The organism is Colwellia psychrerythraea, assembly GCF_000764225.1.
Classification (GTDB): Bacteria; Pseudomonadota; Gammaproteobacteria; order Enterobacterales; family Alteromonadaceae; genus Colwellia; species Colwellia psychrerythraea_D.
This window is the reverse complement of sequence record NZ_JQED01000003.1, coordinates 363,478-382,390: the sequence shown is the minus strand read 5'-3', so window position 1 is coordinate 382,390 and position 18,913 is coordinate 363,478. Positions and strand designations below refer to the sequence as shown.

Here is an 18,913-nt window from a genome sequence, read left to right as displayed (position 1 = left end):
TTTAGTTTAAGTTTAATACTCTTTATTCATTAATTACTTACGACAGCGATAAATTCATGTAACTTTGTCTCTGCTTCAGTAAATTCATATGCTTCAATTTGCTGATAAATTTTCATAAAGACGGCTTCTTGCTTAGTGCCCTTTAACTGATTTAGAATATTTTCAGCGAGTTCTATCGATTCTGTTTCAAAATTTTCAATTAATTCAAGTAACTGAGATAACTGCACCTTAAAATGTTCAGTAACGATAAAAACGCTAGTCACCGTATTGCTTTCAACGTTACTTTCTTCTGCTAAATACTCTGATAATTCAGTTAAGACAGTCATTAGCTCTTCAGTAACTTGATTAAGTAAGTTACCTAGGGCATCACTACCAGCATCCTTTATACACATCTGCTCCAGTTGTTCCGCATATCCTTGCAATGTGCTAGCACCAATATTGCCAGCACTTCCTTTTAAGGTATGAGCAAAACGGGTAGCTTCTTCTCTATCTTGTTTTTGCATGGCAACTTTAAAGCGTTCATCAAAGTCTTTTTGTCCAGAAACAAATCGGCCTAGTAATTTAACATACAATGAGTGATTACCATTAGCCACAGCTAAACCAGCAATGGCATTTAAACTAGTAAAACCAGGTAGTTCCATAGTATTTTCGGGTGTAATAGTCTTTATGGGTGACGGCTTATGACTATCATGCTCAACTGTTGCTGAAGGTGACACCCACTTTGCGATAGTCGAAAACATGGTATTCACATTGATAGGTTTAGTGATGTGATCATTCATTCCTGATGCTAATACTTTTTCTTTATCACTCACCATCGCATTTGCTGTCATTGCAATAATAGGAATTGAAAAATCTTTCTCTCTTATAATTTTAGTTGCCGTAAACCCGTCCATGACCGGCATTTGCAGATCCATTAAGATTCCGTCAAAGTGTTCGCTTGAAAACTTCTCTACTGCAATAGCGCCATTTTCAGCTAACTCAACACCAATGTTAGATTGCTTTAATAGTTCAAGCGCTAACTCCTGATTAAGCTCGTTATCTTCAACTAATAATATTTTCGCGCCACTAAGCCTTTGCTGATTTTGAATAAGTTCATCATCTCGTTTCATTTCACGAGTATTGCTGTATGCCGCATCGCCATTAAGGCGCATCATTTCATCAAAAAGACTTGAAGAAGTGACAGGTTTAACTAATACACTATTGATGCTCTTTTTCAGCTGATCAACCGCTTCGTTATCATTAGCATTTGAAGTCACTAAAATAAATTGGTTATCGTGATAATCATTTTGAGACTTTATTACCTGATAAGTTTCAATACCATCCAATTCAGGCATATTCCAATCAAGCATAATGAAATCAAATGCCAGTGTTGCTTGTTTAACGAGTTCAATGGCTTCTTCCCCGCTATTTGCAGTAACAACATGGCAATGAAAAGAGTTCAAAATAGAACTAAGTACATCCAAGGCCAGCAAATTATCATCCACAATAAGAATACGCTTATCCGCTAGGAAAGATTTCTGCTGCTCAACAAGTTTATTATCTTCAACATCAGACACTTGTAATGTGGTAGTAAAAGAAAAGCAACTACCCTCACCTAATTTACTTTCTAGCCATATCCGACCATTCATTAACTCAACGAGTTTTTTAGAAATAGTTAAGCCTAAACCAGTGCCACCGTATTTTCGCGTGATTGAACTATCAGCCTGGCTAAAAGATTGGAACAATTTTTTCTGCTGTTCAGTATCCATTCCTATGCCAGAGTCTTTCACTGAAAAAACTAAATTAATATCATCACAATGAAGCTTGCTAACATTTTCAACAACATTAACTGAAATGACTACCTGTCCATGTTCGGTGAATTTAACCGCATTACCGGCTAAATTTATCAAGATTTGATTTAAGCGTAACGGATCCCCTTTCAACCTTACGGGTACTTCTGCAGAGATATCAAACAACAATTCCAAGTTTTTCTCACCAGCTTTTAAACCAATAATATTAGCTAGATCAGCAAAGGTATCATGTAAACTAAATTCAATAACTTCTATATCTAACTTACCAGCCTCAATTTTAGAAAAATCGAGTATGTCATTAATAATACCTAATAAGGATTCCGCTGCTTTATACACTTTAGTGACATAGTTCTTGGGTTTTCTCTCTAGATCACAGCCTAAAGCTAAGTGTGTCATGCCCATAATGGCATTCATCGGCGTACGAATCTCATGACTCATATTCGCTAAAAAGTCTGATTTTGCTTTGGAAGCGTCATCTGATATACGTTTGGCTTCTAGCAATGCAAGTTCAGCTTGTTTATCAAGTGTAATATCGCGCACCATAACAGCAGCATAAACACCGTTATAGAAATGAACAGGAGTATAAACTGCCTGTATTTCAATAAGTTTTCCTGACTTGTGCTTTACTTTGAAGTCTTTATCTAAATTACGTGTGTCAATAACAATTTCTTCTTCAAAGAAAGTTTTAAGTAAAGCTTTATGGCTATCAACCTGCTCTGGAGGTATAAATAAATCAACACGTTTTCCAATAATTTCTTCGCGGGCATAACCTAATAATTCAATACCTGTTTGGTTAATTTGTTCCACTTCATCATCTTGGTTCATAATGACCATACAAACAGGCAAGTGCTCCAACATTTTTTCAAGGCGCTCAGTCTCTTGCACACGTAACGTAATATCTTGAAGTGCTATCACACAGGCTAGATCTGATTCATCGTCTTCAACTGGAGAAATACTGTATTCAAGAGGCAGCTCTCTCGCTCCGCTCATTAGTACATATTCATTACTAACACGGATAACTTCCTTGGTTTGAATTGCTTTATACACCTCGGTATCTTCAAAGGATAAATTTTCTTCATTTTCACCTGCAAATAATGAAATGAGATCACTCGAAAGAATTTTCTCTTCGCTATATCCGGTTATTTCTGTAGCAGATTCATTAGCAAAAATAAAATTCCCATATTTATCAACGCCTAAAATGCCATCCGCGACAGAGCTATTAATCAGTTTGCTCTTTTGTTCTGATGCCGCCAACTCTTTCGTTCGTATAGTAACTTGCTCTGCTAACTCATGTTGAGAACGCCGGCTAATGTCATTTGCTCTATTAGAAATAGTGATCATAAAGATAGAAATAGAGAGAATAAAGGCACTCGAAATAATGAGGCCTATCAGCAGTAGATTCCTAACATCGTAATATTCAGCTAGCATTTCACTGAGTTGAATCTCACTGACAACGGTAATATTCGAGTTTTTTAATGAAATCCATTGACCAACGACGGTTTTCCCTCGGTAATTGGTATAGCCATTCAAGTTTTGTCCGTTGAGGTTAAACTTCGCGGCTTGCACTATCGGATTAGTTTCAGGATTTTGCAGGCGAACATTAAGCACACTGCTATCACCGACTGGTACAATACCTTTTTGTTGTAATTCAGAAGTAAACCGGCTACTAGAAACCATATAACCTCGAGAATCGACCGCATAACTTTCAAAACTTTTGCCTAATCGTCCGTCGATGAACAATTGAGAAAATTCTCTATCAGGGTCGAATCTAAAGCCTAATACCGCAATAACTTCCTGTTGTTCATTACGAACCGGTGTAGCAATAAAGACCTCTGCATCTCTATCATCTTTATTCTTATTACTATCAATATTTACATTTGCCCAAACAGGAGGGATAAACTCTGTTCGCCCCATAAGGACTTTATTAAACAATTCAGGTCGCTGGCTAATGATTGGTGATTTTTTTCCTTCTGCACTCTGTACAAGATTCAAAAGATATCGCCCTTGAACATCGCTGATGGTATAGGCTCTGCCTCCTTGCGTAGTGTAAGGTCGCTTACTAAAGTACTCTCTTAATTCATTTTTTACCTTGGCTACCTTAACTGAATCATCTATTTCATGAGCTAAAACCAGCTGATTGACTAATTTATTAAAGCTTTTTGATTTGGCAATATTATGCGCCAGTAATTCACGTTCACGATACCAACCCGCCAAGGTTTTTTTAGTCACACCTTTAGTGACATTAAACGTTTCTTTTTGATCGATAAGCAACTGCTCTTTAAAGTCATTAAGGAATAAATAAATTCCCCCTGCGGTCAAAGAGATAATCATGAGAAGTACAGAAAAATAGCTCATCCTAAAAGCTAATGTATCTAATTTTATCGCAATGATACTGGCGAATTTTCGCGCAAAAAATAACGCGAGCAACACAAAGAAGACAGCATAGATAAAAACATTTGTTAAACTAATACTTTTATCTATATGTGCTCTACGTTCTTGGCCGTCATCAAGGCTAGATTCGGCCCACTTGCTTTGCATCGCCAGTATAAAATCATCGCCTAGTTGCTCTATTCCCCAATTCAACAACTCCACTAACTGCGGCTTTTTTTTATTAACACAGAACCCGAGAGGTAAACTTTCAAATTGACTGATTGCGATAGGTTTAATATTTTTAAAATCATGCTTTTTAAGCATATATTTATAAAGGTATAAATAAGTGATGAATGCATCATATTTGCCATCTTCTATACTTTGATATCCTTGAAGGTTACTAGTAAAGCCTTTTGAATTGACGGACAGTTGTTTGGCAAAATTTGCATCGGCATACCCTGCGATAGAAGCAATTTTTAATTCTGAGGTAATATCCAGTTCACTTTTGATATCACTATTTTTATTAACCACGACAATAGGCGTCATTTGCAAAAAGGGTTTAGTAAATAAAACCTCATCTCGTCGTTGCTCAATGTTGCCACACACAGATATAGCATCGATATTGCCACGTAATAAATCGTCATATTCAAGCCGAAAGTCTGATACCGAGCTCTCTTGTATATCGACAGGGAGTATTGCTGATAATTGTTGTCGTATGAGTTTGCCTGCGCCAGCAGTAACTCCCTGTTCGTCGACATAGTCAAAGGGGGGGAATGTACTATCAACACCAACATGAATAACGGGGTTTGCATGCGCCCAATCGACTAGATGAGAAGGCAAGTTTTCGGCCATTCCATTTTGCAGAAAAAATGATTGCATAAATAAGAATGCGATGAATGAAGACTTGTTTAGTTTTATCATAAGAAATAAACACTTAAATTATAAATAATCTTTATTATTTTTATACAGTCTAGTCTATTATGGATTAAAGATTAAGCGATTAGAACATATAGTTATACCAAGTAATTTTAATGATATTAATACTTTAGTTATCGATAATAATAACAGTATGAGACATATTAAGGTGCAATGTTACACCTCATGGGCATAGATACTGTAGTAGATGCCAATAGCGATGAGAATATAACGAGTAGATGTGAAAAAACTACTGGTCACTTTTTTGACTTGCATTTATTGCTATGGCCTAGAAGCGTTACTCAGAGGTACTGAAATATCTTTTACCTGAGAAATTCATCAAAACTTCATACGCTTTTAAGTACACAATATTACAGAAATGTCTCAAGAAGACTTAGATAATACCGAGCATTTATCGTTTTCAAAATGAAGCGAATAAAATTAATGAAATGTGTATCACTATAGTTTTTTCGCCATGGAAAAGCTGCAAGCTGAACTTTATTTTTATAATTGTAAAGAATTTGCTAGCACTTTCTAGCTAAAATAACCTTACTAAAGTTACTCATTAATAAAGAATTAACGTAATCGTTACTTGAATAACCATTAATAAAGACGATAATAACATCAAGTTATACGCTCATACCGACTTATCGAAGTACATAAATTTTTCTTCAGGAGAGAAAATGCCATTAGTAAACCTATATAAAAAATTGAGCCCCTTTCAACGGGTCATTATTGCATTAGTACTCGGTATATCTACCGGTATTTTTGTTGGAGAGCCTGCAGGAAACATGGAAGTCATTGGCGATGTATATATCCGTTTGCTTCAAATGACAGTACTCCCTTATGTTCTCGTTTCAATTATTGGTGGTCTTGGTCGATTAGATAGTTCCATGGCAAGTCGTATCGGCTACCGTGCAGTAAAAGTAATAGTAATCATGTGGTTGTCTGTTATGGCGACCTTATTGCTACTTCCCATGGCCTACCCTAATTGGCAAACTGCAGGATTCTTTAGCACCAGTATGATTACTGAGCCCGCCGCCTTTAACTTTGTAAAACTGTATATCCCCAGCAATATTTTCGCCTCACTTTCAGAAACGATTGTGCCAGCGGTAGTGCTGTTTTCGTTGCTCATGGGTATCGCTTTAATCCAAGTAAAAAATAAAGAGACCTTGTTAACGCTAACCACCAATATTGGTGATAGCTTAATGAAAGTTGCTTCCTATGTTGCCAAGTTAGCGCCTTTAGGGATTTTTGCAATTTCAGCTTCTGCTGCAGGAACCTTAGAAGTTGAAGAGCTTGGTCGACTGCAAGTCTTTTTATGGGTATATATTACCGCAGCAGCTTTACTTGCCTTTGTCTTTTTACCACTACTTATCCATTGGGCAACGCCTTTCTCCTATCGGGAGATCTTATCAACCGCTGGTGAAGCCGTGATAACAGCCCTAGCCACTGGTACGGTATTAGTAGTATTACCCATGATAATAGAACGTAGTAAAGAGCTTCTCGCAAAACATGATATGGAATGTGAAGAAACAGACTCAACCGTCGATGTACTTGTACCTACTGCATACAGTTTTCCCAGCACAGGTACATTGCTTGGTCTAGGCTTTATTCTGTTCTCTGCTTGGTATGTCGGCTCACCACTAGGTTTTGATGATTATATTTCCTTTGTCGTTATGGGTGCCTTGACCGCTTTTGGTAGTATGGCTGTCGCGATTCCATTTTTGCTCAATTTTTTCGACTTACCTGCTGATCAATTCCAGTTATATCTCTTAGGCAGTGTTGTTACGGCTCGTTTTGCTACCGGCTTAGCGGCATTGCACGGTTTTGTTGTGACCTTACTGGTCGCTTCTGCGGTATTGAAAAAACTTAAATGGCATCGAATGATGCAAGCCATCGGCGTGCATTTAGCCATAACATTTGGTGTTATGATTGCCGCAGGTATTACCTTAAAATCTTTAATTCCATATAAGTACGAAGGTGTGCAAACATTTGAGTCAATGAAATCAATGAATACCAGCGCTAAAATCGATCAATATAAAGAACTGACTCCCTTGGGATACTTTGAACAACAACAGCCCCGACTTGAGGTGATTTTAGCTCGTAAAAGTATACGTATAGGTTATAACGATGCCAGCTTGCCTTATGCTTTTAGAAATAAAGATAATCAAATGGTTGGTTTTGATGTTGAATTACTGAACCAATTTGCGAAAGATCTTGATATCAATGTATCCATGATTCGCATCAAAGAAGGTGCTAACGAAGCAGAATTATTAGCTGATGGTAGTATAGATATTCTTATTGGCGGCCATATTATTACCCCGAAACGTGCATTAGAAATGGCTTTTTCAGATGCTTATACTTTCCATACTGCTGGTTTATTAGTAAGTGATGCCAAGCGCGATGACTTCTCTGATTTTTATAAAATTCAAGCAATGAAAACGTTAAGATTAGGGGTAGGAAACAGTAAGTATTATCAAGATATGGTAAAAGAATACCTACCAAATGCACAATTAACAGAAGTGAATAATGTTAGACAATTTCTAAAAGGAAAACATGAAGGCGTAGATGCATTAATTTATTCAACTGAATCAGGGTCCGCTTGGGCGATGTTATACCCTAATTTTTCCGCCATTATTCCTAAAGGTTTGAAACTTAGAGCACCTGTAGCTTTCATGCTTCCTAAAGGTCAGTTAGATTATGTTCAATACATAAATACTTGGCTCAAGCTTAAAAAAGAAAATGGCTTACAAGAGAAAGTATATGACTATTGGATTCTAGGTAAGAACCCTAAAGCGAAAAAACCACGTTGGTCAGTTATGAAAGATGTATTAGGTTGGCTATAACGAGCAAATAAGAAAGAATGTACAAAACTAAAAAGCACTTTAATTAATTTAAAGTGCTTTTTTATTGAGCTAAATAGAAAGGTAGTTCCTATTTTATGTGGTAGTTATTAATATACCACTGGGTATGCTCTGCCACAGTATCATTATAAACCTGCTGTAAAGAAGGTAAGACAACCTCGTCAGCTTGCCCTGTGAGCTCATCCATAAAGACTTTTTTAGCTTCAGTCGCCAAGACTAAAACATTATCATATCGACTATGACAAAACCCTGCTAAGCGGCCTTTCCCATAGAAAATATCATTCTCTGCTGCAGTTACTGTAATACCGTCTACGCGCATATTTTGTAACGCACTAAGCCAACTATCAATAATTGGCCGCCAATGCTCACCTTTAACTGAGGTTGTGCCCACATTAATGACAGGTAAATCTTTTCGCTCATGGCGCTTAAAATTATACGAATGGTTGTCATAAACAATACATTGGCCAAAATCTTCTACTAATGCATCAACAACTGCCGCTACTATACGATAAAATTGCGCATGCTTAGCTTTACTTTTAGCAATAGCTTCTTCACTTAAAGGGACCTTCCATATCTCTTTACCCCAAGCAGTTTCATAGACGCATTCATCGGTATTACGATTTAAATCATATTCATACCGAGAGTCATGGGCGATTAAGGTAATGGCTTGTTTGTTAATGAAACTGCCGGTAAACGGATCTTCTTCATAATAACGATCTTTCTTTTCTAGCAAGCAATTACTTTCAAGTTCTGTCCTAAAATTGCTGCCGTCATGAATTGCTGCAGACATTACTGGCAAATATTTATCAACCTTTAAAGTAAAAGCCCCGCCAACAACGCTAGCAATGAAACATTGACGTTGCTTTATTTTCTCAATAATTTGATGTTCTGTTAATTGCTCAGATATTTCTTCGGTACGTTGCTCAGTCACAATCCAACTCCTTGGCTAAATAGTAGAGATATATATATCATAGGTTAATAGTACATTAAAGGAAGGTGATTTTTAGCTATTAACTGTTATTTCAAGTAGTTAAATTGAATGATTTTGTATGAACTATTTATCATAAACTTAAGGCTACTTAACGACTGATTTCTTTTAACAAGCGTTTCATTATCCCTTTATTGTATTGTTGAATAATCTTTTGGCTATTAAAAAGCTGCGGTAATTCAATAATAAAAACGAAAAGTACTCCGCCTGCGCCTACTAAAGACAAAATTAACCTCTGTAATAAATACAGCATTTTGAGAGGCATTTATTGCGAATATATGATCAAGAACACTAGTCAAGCGCCCATGGAGGCTGGTAGAATCTATCGCATTATATTTTTTGAACATAAAAGAAGACTTGAGATGGGCAGAGCATACCAAAACCGCAAATTATCTATGGCCAAAACCGCTGGGGCCAAAACTAAAGTTTACTCTAAATACGGTAAAGCAATTTACGTTTGTGCTAAAAATGGTGGTGTTGATCCCGATGGTAACTTAGCTCTACGTGGTTTAATTGACCGTGCAAAGAAAGATCAAGTACCAACTCATGTGATAGAAAATGCCATTAAAAAAGCTTCTGGTGCTGGCGGTGAAGATTTCGTAGAAGCACGTTACGAAGGTTTTGGTCCGGGTAACTGTATGGTAATTATTGATTGCTTAACAGATAACGGTAACCGTACGATTAAAGACGTTCGTCAATGTTTTACTAAAAGCCATGCTAAAATTGGTTCTTCAGGCACTGTTTCTCATATGTTCGATCATCAAGCTGTTTTTGCCTTTAAAGGTGAAGATGATGAAGCCGTACTAGAGAATTTAATGATGGCTGATATCGATGTTACTGATGTTGAATTAGAAGATGGTATTATTACCGTTTATGCCCCTCATACTGAATTCTTTAAAATTAAAACTGAGTTTGCTAACTCAATGCCAGAATTTGAATTAGAAGTTGAAGAAATCACTTGGGTACCGCAAAACTACATTGATGTGGAAGGTGAAGAAGACTTAGCAAACTTTGAGAAGTTTATTGCGATGTTAGATGATTGTGATGATGTGCAAAACGTTTATCATAATGCTGAAATTAAAGACTAATATAAAGCGTTTTAGCTATAAAAAAACCAGTACTTAGTACTGGTTTTTTTGTGCTTAAATTTACATACCAATACGGTTATTGAGGGTATAGCGGTAATACTTTTCCACTTAAGCTGCCTCGCCACTTTTTACCTCCTTCAATAAATAAAATTTCACCGTAATGACCTTCTTTGATACTTGAGTCAATAGCAATAACTCTCCCTTGATAACGGCTTTCAATTTGCTTTTGTGAAGTGTGCCCAACAATGATGTTATCAACGTCAAAATGTTTAAGCAGTAAATCAATTTCAGCCGACGTTGCACCATTATCTTTTGCACTAGCGCTTTTTGTACGCGACGCTTTGCTTCGCTCTGCAGCGAAATAACCGCGGTACCAAATTGGGCCATTAGTGGTATGAAGAAACGTTGCCCAGCCAACTCTAGGTTGATCTAGCTCCGCTTTAACTAAGTTATCTTTAAAGACAGTATTGATTTCAAGCAAACTACGTTGCTCTGTCGCTAAACTTGGATGAAAACCACCATGAGCAAATAGCATATTATTCACCTTAACCAACACAGGCTTACTACGCAGCCAATTTCCGATAATGCTATTTGGACTAAATAATTGTTCAAATGGTTTATTTAATCGCTTAGCTGTTTCAACATACTTTGGATGTAAATAACGTAAGTCGCCATTGAGAATCATCACTTCATGGTTACCTAACGTGAGGTGGATATCCCCCCCAGCTTGTTGGGCTTGTTGCTCTAAATCGTATAAAAACCATAATATTTCAGTGACTTTGTCTCCTCGATCAAAAATATCACCGGTGATAACAAAGTGCCCTTTACCAAAAGACCAATGTTTGTTTTTATCAATTATCTTGTTATTAGTTAGTAACTCAATCATCAAGTCATATTTACCATGAAAATCACTTAATGCTGCAACAGGATAATCACCATAAAATTCAAGCACTTTATTTTCAATACTACTCAAGGCATGTATATTTGCAGACATATCACACGCAGACATAGACAAGGGAAAACTTTCGGCTTCAGTAGTGCCGGTGATCACATCGCCATGGCATAACCAATAAGACTCAAGCTGCTGTTGTTCGTTAACAAATATATAAGGACCATCATTAACAGAAGCAAAAGTTGAAGCACTGCTTACAATAAATAATGTTGCGGTAAAAATAATTAAACGAAGAGTATTGTGAGAAGAGAAAAACATAGTTGCTCCAAAAGTAAGGAAATTAACCTATAAAATATACAGGCAAAATAAAAGACCAATAAATGAAAATCACTTGTTGGCCTTTTTATGTAATGCTAGTGTTTAATTTCAGAATAAAATGTAATAGTTTTACTCACTTGATTCAGATTCTTCAACAGAATTTATCACAGCAACTGGTTCAACTTCTATTTTCGAGACGCGTTGTAAGCCTCTAGGCAATTTGTTACCACGACGACCACGCTCTCCTTTGTAGTGCTCAATATCAGCCGACTTTAAGGTAAGTTTTCGCTTACCTGCATGTAAAGTAATGGCAGCGCCTTCAGGGATTATACAAAGTAAAGTCACAAACTCTTCCCGTAACTTCGATCTTGCAGAAGGAATATTGATAATCTTGTTTCCTTTACCTTTACTTAGCACTGGCAAGTTTTTGACCGGAAACACTAACATGCGTCCTTCACTGGTAATGGTTAAGCAACAATCATTTTCGAAATCGGTGATACATTGCGGTGCCATCACTTTAGCGGCTTCGGGCAAACTAATTAACGCCTTACCATTTTTATTTCGACTGACCATATCGCCAAAGCTACTAACAAAACCATAACCAGCGTCACTCACTAACAAATACTTAGTATCGTCGTCAGACATTATACTATGGACAAACGTTTGCCCTGTCGCTAGGTTAAAGCGCCCAGTGAGTGGCTCACCTTGAGAACGCGCAGTCGGCAAAGTATGGGCGTCTGTCGTAAATGCTCGACCATCAGACCCTATGAATACCACAGGTCGATTACTTCTGCCTTTTGAGGCGCATAAATAACTGTCACCTGCTTTATAACTTAAACTCGCTGGGTCAATATCATGCCCTTTAGCACAACGAGCCCAACCCTTATCAGAAACAACGACAGTTACCGGCTCGCTAGGCACTAAGTCTTTTTCAGTAAGGGCTTTTGATTCACTACGCTCAACGAGTTGAGAGCGACGATCATCACCGTATTGCTCTGCAGCAGCAAGGATCTCTTTTTTCATCAGCGTATTCATGCGTGCTTTTGAATTAAGGATCTTCTCTAAATAATCTTGTTCCGTGCGCAATTCATCTTGCTCCGCACGAATTTTTATTTCTTCAAGTTTGGCAAGTTGACGTAACTTAATCTCTAAAATCGAGTGGGCTTGCGTATCAGATAAACCAAAACGTGACATCAACTCAGCTTTTGGATCATCGTAACCGCGGATGATTTCAATCACTTCATCAATATTTAAATAAGCAACTAATAAACCATCAAGAATATGCAGGCGCGCCAATACTTTATCTAAACGATACTGCAAACGGCGACGAACCGTTTCACGACGATACTCAAGCCATTCAGCCAAAATGGTAAGTAAGTTTTTTACTGCGGGTCGACTATCCAAACCTATCATGTTGATGTTAACGCGATAACTTTTTTCTAGGTCAGTACTCGCAAACAAATGTTGCATTAACTGCTCAACATCAACACGATTTGAACGTGGCACTACAACTAATCTTACTGGGTTTTCGTGGTCTGATTCATCACGAAGGTCGACTACCATAGGGAGCTTCTTCGCCGTCATTTGTCCGGCTATTTGCTCTAATATTTTACCACCAGATGCTTGATGAGGCAGTGAAGTAATAACAATATCACCCTGTTCAATATCGTAAACAGCGCGCATTTTTATGCTACCACGACCCGTTTGGTAAATTTTTTCAATCTCAGCTTTCGGGGTAATAATTTCAGCATCTGTAGGGTAATCAGGTCCCTGAACAAACTCGAGTAGATCACTGACTTCTGCTTTAGGGTTTTCAATTAAATGCACACAGGCATCCGCAACTTCACGTACATTGTGCGGAGGAATATCTGTTGCCATCCCAACAGCAATTCCCGTAATACCATTAAGTAAAATATGTGGTAGACGAGCAGGTAAAATGATTGGCTCTTGAATGGTGCCATCAAAGTTCGGCTGCCAATCAACCGTACCTTGCCCTAGCTCTGAAAGTAATACTTCACTAAAGCGTGATAATCGTGACTCGGTATAACGCATTGCGGCAAAAGATTTTGGATCATCCGGTGCCCCCCAGTTTCCTTGCCCGTCTACCAAAGGATAACGATAAGAAAAAGGTTGCGCCATCAATACCATAGCTTCATAACAAGCACTGTCACCATGCGGATGAAATTTACCTAAAACATCTCCAACAGTACGTGCTGATTTTTTGTACTTAGCCGTTGCAGATAAACCGAGCTCAGACATTGCATAAACTATACGTCTTTGCACTGGTTTTAAGCCATCACCAATATGAGGTAAAGCTCTATCCATGATGACATACATGGAATAGTTTAAATAAGCTTCTTCAGTAAAACGTCTTAATGGGACCTGTTCTACTCCATCAAGACTGTATTCGAGCGCATCTGACATGAATTTATTTTCCTGATATTACGAGACTAATTATTTTTATTTTGTCAGATTCTTACTTTGGATAAAGTAACCCAAAATAACCTGAGATTAATGACTATAGCTTATCTGATTATGACCTTAGACAAAATAGATAAAGTAACAAAAGCGTTAATAATACCAAGTCTCTACCGCTAAACTTTCAAAGAATAGAGTTTTCATTACAATAAAATTAATACCATGGCTAGTTGTGCACCATTATGAGGGATCGACGGAAATATTTTGATAACAAATCACTGTATTTCTACCTTGTTCTTTGGCGTGATACATAGCTACACCTGCATTATGCAATAAGTCATCAAAGTTCATTTTGTGATCTATCATAGTTGCTACACCAATACTGATAGTTACCCTTGTTTGTAAAACTAAAGGTGAAAAGTCATGTTGTGCAATTTTATCATTAATTCTCATCGCAATAGCTTTCGCTTTATTGCAATCAGCAAAAGGTAATAAAGCGATAAATTCTTCCCCACCAAAACGAGAAAGCATGTCACGAGAGCGCATAGTTTCTTTTAATAAGCCAGATACTTCGATTAAAACCTCATCGCCAACGTGATGACCAAAATTGTCATTAATTTTTTTAAAATGATCTAAATCTAATAATAATATCGACAACTCTTCAGGCTGGTCTTTAAAATTATTAACCATTTTTTTACCCTGCTTAAACAAGGTACTTCGGTTTGCTATGCCTGTTAATGTATCTGTTCGCGTTAAAAGAATAAGTTTATTACGCACCCTTAACTGCCTAAATAACAGTAATGAAAATACCATAAAGGTAATGGCAATCAGTGTAAAGTTATACTGTCGTGCAACTTTTTCATCCTGTACTTCAGCAACGCGGCGGATCTTCAATTTGTTTTGGCTTTCCATTAAAGCATTGTTCGCTTGTTTATCCTTAACTTCATAAGACTGCTCTAAAGAAGCAATCATGGCTAAGCGTTTATTTTTCCGATAAATATGATATTTTTTTAAATAAGCGTCTTTTTCTAGATAAGCTAAATCATACGCTTCTTGTTTTGCATAATGTTTAGCCAATAACAGGTGCAGCTGTAAAAACTCTGGCTGTGCTAATTGCTGCTCAGAAATTTGGTCTGACAGTTTTTCGGCTTGTTGTAATAGGGCAATAATATTGCTGCTATGATTACTAATATTATCGGTCGACTTCTCTTTCATCTTTTCTTTGAGCAAGACTTGCGCTACTAAGAGTAAATATTGCTCTGCGGCATTTAACGGTGTTTTCGACAAGGTTAATTGTGCTACGGCAATTTCAACTTTATGATCCTTAATACTTATTTGTTTTAGCTGGGTAATTAGGAAGAGTAGTTCAGGATTTATAGGTAATAAGTCTGTTGGAGGAATATGTAACAGGCCATTTTTTTTATTTTCTCCCTCACTCAACGAGGGCACACTAACAAGCTCATTCGCCTTACAGCTTGATATGAAGATCACAATAGCAAGTAATATTATCAAAGTGATATGATTGATAAATTTCATTATCCGCACACCTTGTTTCTTCCTGACGCTTTTGCTTGATAAAGCTGCTCTTCAGCTCTTTTTACTAAGCTAATGAGATCGTTATCATCTGTTAGGGTAGCAACGCCCACACTGACAGTCACCTTTTCAAGATGGTTAAATTGCCATAGGTGATCATTAATACCAGCGCGAATGCATTCAGCTGTTTCCATTGCCAATTTTAAACTAGTTTTCGGTAAACACATCATAAATTCTTCACTGCTAAATCGACCGAAACTATCATTTTTTCGCATCATATCAGTGCAAATCAAAGCAACTTTTGCAATAATTCCATCACCAATACTATGGCCTATTCTGTCGTTTATATCCTTTAAATGATCGATATCGATCATCAGTAAACTCAAGTGGGTCTGTTTGACTTTGGCGACTTCAAACGCCTGTTGAGACTTTAACATTAAACGGTGTCTATTAGCTGTTCCGGTAAGTTTATCTACGTTAAGGGCTATCTTGAGCTTGTGCTGACTTTGAATTAACTTTACTAAAACCCAAGCAAATGCCAGTGCAAGCAAAGCACTAATGATTAAATATATCTTCTGTTCATCACTTTCTAACTTTGCTTTATTAAAGCTAGCTTCATAGCGGGCTTTTTGACTATTTAATATCTCATTTTTTTTATCTGCCTGCTCTGCTTCTAGTTCAAGACGAACTTGCTCAATAGAACGATTATCTTCATTCTCATACAATTTATCAGTTAAAGAGAGCACCCGAGATTTTGTTTCATAAGCTTGTTGAAATTTTTCTTGTTTGTAGAATACTTTAGCTTTGAGATTAGTGATGTTGACATAACCTCTTCTTTTTCTGCGGGGCATGTCCTGGTGATTAACTAATATCTCTTCAATACGAGCAATACTATTTAGTGCTTCATCAAAGCGACCTAATTTATATAAAATATTTGCTTCATCAAAATAAAACCCTAATTGATGATCATTTTTCTCAGTGGACTGTAAGTATGGTTTAGCCATCAATAAATATTCATAGGCTGCATCAGGATTACTGTCAGCTTTTTTTAAATGTGCCCAAGCCATACCGGAATAAACAGTAAACATGCTATCACTTGGGGTATCTTTATTCGATTCAGTGATTAACGTTTTAAAAACTGAAATCGCTTGGTCATAATTTTTTTTACGAGTATGCGAGATAGCAATATTATGTAAACTATTGTGTGCTGCTAATAACAAGCCAGCTTTTTTAAAGTGAGTATATGATTGTTGGTAATAAGCCATAGACTGCTCATCTTGCCTTAAGTGTGCATAAACAATTCCCAGCTCAGTATTGGCAGTGCCTTTTAACTCTTCATCATCAGTTTGTCCTGCAATGTTATAAGCATCATTAAGCAAAATTAAAGAGCGTTTATAATTGTCAGTTAAATAAGCAATAGCACCGAGGTTAATAAGGCCTACGGCAATTTGTATTTTATCGTGTAAAGACTCGGCAACTTCTAAGCCACTTTTATATTCTTTAGTTGCCCTAGGGATATCACCTAAACTTTCAAAAGCAAACCCTCTTAAATACAAGAGTTCACTCATTAAAATACTTGGACTGGCAAGTCTCTTTCCTATATTAAGTCCTTTGTTTGCCGTCTTTTTAGCTGCACTATATTTATTCTGGCCAATTTGTATTTCCGCAAGTAGTTTGAAATAAAGAAGGTTTTGTTCAACTGTGAGCGAACTCAGCACATTTTCAAAAGTGGTCAATTGCTTAAGAGAAAGTGCTAGATCGGTCTTTTTCAATTCTTTTACTTGTTCAGTAACAAGATTAAACTGCTTAATATCGATGGTTTCTTGGGCGTGAGCAACCATCGAAAGAAAGAAGAAAATACCACTAAGAACGACTTGGCCCGTATGGGACATTCTTTTAGTTAAACAAAACAAATAGCAACTCCTAAATAATCAGCTCGGAATTAACCGAGAAAGGCAGTATAAAACTAATTAGACTGAGAGTTAAACCGTATTAATTGAGACATAAAAACCCTCGATAAAAGAGGGTTTTCTATTTCACTCTATTAAATATACATTACAGTGTTATGGGATGAGTTATCCATTAACACCTATCAGTTTAATGGCCCGAAAAGACTAAAACTTTAACAGGAAGTAACAAGGCTTGCATACGAAGGATAATTGCATGAACAACCCCAACAGCATCAACCATATGCAGATAGATTGTTTTAGAGGTACTGAGTTTTCCGCTAGCAATCAGTTCATGATGATAACTATACGCATTGGCTACACACTTTGTCCCAGGGATTATGCCCTCAAGACCACCTTCATACAGAGGGACTAATCGTACTGTAAGTGTGCCTGGTCGAGCACGTTCTTGCACATCTAACAAGGTTTCATTGGTTCTTACTTGTCCTGTTGCAATAACACTTTGAACACTATCTACTTTCATAGGGATGATAGTAAAAGGTTTGGATAAACAAGTGATCTCTGCAAAAGTCCCTACCTTTATAACATTGGCCGCCAATTGGTTAAAGCCCGCTTGAACCGCTTCTTTCCCTGAGGCTTCACCAGCAGATGGCACTATCATACCGGCAGAGCGAATCATTGGATTGACAAAATCCCCTGGCTGCAAGGCAAACTGTTGTAATTCTCCATCAATATGGGCATAGACAGTACGTTTGCCTTCATCAACAATCGCGCTTTCCAACACTTCAATAGCACTGGATTTTTTAGCAGGTAAAATATTTTCGATGACCCCTTGCGCTGAGGCTTGGTTCGCTAAGGATACCGATAAGCTGGCTTTATTCATTGCCAATGTATCTGCCATCTTTTGTACTTCACTTTCACTAATAATATTATTCCCTTTTAGTGATAATTGCTTTTTCCGATCATATTCATTTTTCGAACGCATATAAGTACTGTTTGCTTTCTCTACGTTACTTATAGCAATCGCCAGTTGTGCATAAGCAGTAGAAAACTCTGCTTCAACTTGCTTAATGTTTGCTTCTGCTTGTTCAATGGCCGCCAATTGAGACTCATCATACATGCTAAAAATCGCGGTACCAGCTCGAACTTTCTGATGATTTTCAACAAATACGTGTTGAACCCTGCCACTTTTTTCCGGCATTATAGAAACTGTTCTAAACATTGGTGATGCGTTGGTCGTAGACGGATGGTAATAAAATATCAAGGTGACTAGTGAGATAGATAATATCGCACAGGCTGATATGCCCCAACGTAGTTCATACCACATGGTAAAAAAAGTAATTTCTTTACCCCAAGTCTTGCCTTGACGGTATTTGCGAAATAAGTAATCAGGTAAAATGGTGATAAGTGAACACAGAATAACCTCTAACATTTAGCTATTCTCCTTAACAGATACTGTATCTTCAGTCTTTTCTGGTATTTTCTGTTTTTTGCTTTGAGCAATTATTGCTAATGACTTAGCAATAGATTTTAACGGGGTTAAGAAGTCTGGCATATCAACAACAGCTAATACTAGAGCGGCAACCCAAAAAATATTGTTATGAGTAAATAAAGCTAGAATAGTTAGTATGGTGATTAGTTGTATTTGACTATGATTCTTCCCGTGGGCAATATGCTCAGGTACAGCATGTAACTTAAAATAGAAAACCCCTGCGATTAAAATGACAGCGACAAGAATAACCGCCATTACGATCATCAAAGGGTCACTATCAGCACCCGCTAAATATCCTGGTACATGCTCAGTATTCATTTCCACTCCCTATTATG

General features: G+C 37.2%; 10 protein-coding genes. 2 read left to right on the top strand and 8 right to left on the bottom strand.

Translation table 11 applies throughout. The features are described from left to right. Nucleotides 1–29 precede the first annotated feature (29 nt). Nucleotides 30–5,081, bottom strand: coding sequence for a response regulator (locus tag ND2E_RS22290; RefSeq protein WP_052056181.1), 5,052 nt, complete (start codon nt 5,079–5,081; stop codon nt 30–32). Nucleotides 5,082–5,758: 677 nt separating this feature from the next. On the opposite strand from ND2E_RS22290, the gene ND2E_RS19550 reads away from it, so the two are divergent. After that, entirely contained in the window at nt 5,759–7,924 is a 2,166-nt protein-coding gene (locus ND2E_RS19550; protein WP_033092094.1) for a cation:dicarboxylate symporter family transporter, read from the top strand. Between the two features lie 88 nt (nt 7,925–8,012). On the opposite strand, the gene ND2E_RS19555 is transcribed toward ND2E_RS19550, so the two are convergent. After that, nucleotides 8,013–8,873, bottom strand: a complete 861-nt coding sequence (locus ND2E_RS19555; protein ID WP_052056180.1) for an N-formylglutamate amidohydrolase — start codon at nt 8,871–8,873, stop codon at nt 8,013–8,015. 419 nt (nt 8,874–9,292) lie between these two features. Here ND2E_RS19555 and ND2E_RS19560 point away from each other — a divergent pair, with 419 nt between their 5' ends. Beyond that, complete coding sequence (locus ND2E_RS19560; protein ID WP_033092093.1) at nt 9,293–10,018, top strand: YebC/PmpR family DNA-binding transcriptional regulator; 726 nt, start codon at nt 9,293–9,295, stop codon at nt 10,016–10,018. 76 nt (nt 10,019–10,094) lie between these two features. Here ND2E_RS19560 and ND2E_RS19565 read toward each other — a convergent pair whose 3' ends face one another. The 6 genes from ND2E_RS19565 to ND2E_RS19590 all read right to left on the bottom strand — a co-directional run bounded on the left by ND2E_RS19565 (nt 10,095) and on the right by ND2E_RS19590 (nt 18,896). After that, complete coding sequence (locus tag ND2E_RS19565; protein ID WP_033092092.1) at nt 10,095–11,228, bottom strand: metallophosphoesterase; 1,134 nt, start codon at nt 11,226–11,228, stop codon at nt 10,095–10,097. Nucleotides 11,229–11,357: 129 nt separating this feature from the next. Next, nucleotides 11,358–13,652, bottom strand: coding sequence for a DNA topoisomerase IV subunit A (gene parC / locus ND2E_RS19570; RefSeq protein WP_033092091.1), 2,295 nt, complete (start codon nt 13,650–13,652; stop codon nt 11,358–11,360). Between the two features lie 234 nt (nt 13,653–13,886). After that, nucleotides 13,887–15,182 carry a GGDEF domain-containing protein gene (locus tag ND2E_RS19575; protein ID WP_033092090.1) on the bottom strand — a complete coding sequence of 432 codons (1,296 nt, stop codon included), beginning with the start codon at nt 15,180–15,182 and terminating at the stop codon, nt 13,887–13,889. Next, on the bottom strand, nt 15,182–17,092 hold the full coding sequence (locus tag ND2E_RS19580) for a tetratricopeptide repeat-containing diguanylate cyclase (RefSeq protein ID WP_223303504.1): 1,911 nt from the start codon (nt 17,090–17,092) through the stop codon (nt 15,182–15,184). The genes ND2E_RS19575 and ND2E_RS19580 overlap by 1 nt, the downstream gene beginning before the upstream one ends. Nucleotides 17,093–17,276: 184 nt before the next feature. Continuing rightward, the gene (locus ND2E_RS19585) at nt 17,277–18,518 is read right to left on the bottom strand and encodes an HlyD family secretion protein (RefSeq protein WP_033092088.1); all 1,242 of its coding nucleotides are present in this window, start codon (nt 18,516–18,518) and stop codon (nt 17,277–17,279) included. Further along, the gene (locus ND2E_RS19590; protein ID WP_033092087.1) at nt 18,519–18,896 is read right to left on the bottom strand and encodes a hypothetical protein; all 378 of its coding nucleotides are present in this window, start codon (nt 18,894–18,896) and stop codon (nt 18,519–18,521) included. Nucleotides 18,897–18,913 lie beyond the last annotated feature (17 nt).

Excerpts from the sequence above, each read along its gene's own strand:
- ND2E_RS19575 (WP_033092090.1), bottom strand. The coding sequence starts at position 15,182 with ATGAAATTTATCAATCATATCACTTTGATAATATTACTTGCTATTGTG.
- ND2E_RS19565 (WP_033092092.1), bottom strand. The coding sequence starts at position 11,228 with ATGTTTTTCTCTTCTCACAATACTCTTCGTTTAATTATTTTTACCGCA.
- parC (WP_033092091.1), bottom strand. The coding sequence starts at position 13,652 with ATGTCAGATGCGCTCGAATACAGTCTTGATGGAGTAGAACAGGTCCCA.
- ND2E_RS22290 (WP_052056181.1), bottom strand. The coding sequence starts at position 5,081 with ATGATAAAACTAAACAAGTCTTCATTCATCGCATTCTTATTTATGCAA.
- ND2E_RS19585 (WP_033092088.1), bottom strand. The coding sequence starts at position 18,518 with ATGTTAGAGGTTATTCTGTGTTCACTTATCACCATTTTACCTGATTAC.
- ND2E_RS19590 (WP_033092087.1), bottom strand. The coding sequence starts at position 18,896 with ATGAATACTGAGCATGTACCAGGATATTTAGCGGGTGCTGATAGTGAC.
- ND2E_RS19550 (WP_033092094.1), top strand. The coding sequence starts at position 5,759 with ATGCCATTAGTAAACCTATATAAAAAATTGAGCCCCTTTCAACGGGTC.
- ND2E_RS19560 (WP_033092093.1), top strand. The coding sequence starts at position 9,293 with ATGGGCAGAGCATACCAAAACCGCAAATTATCTATGGCCAAAACCGCT.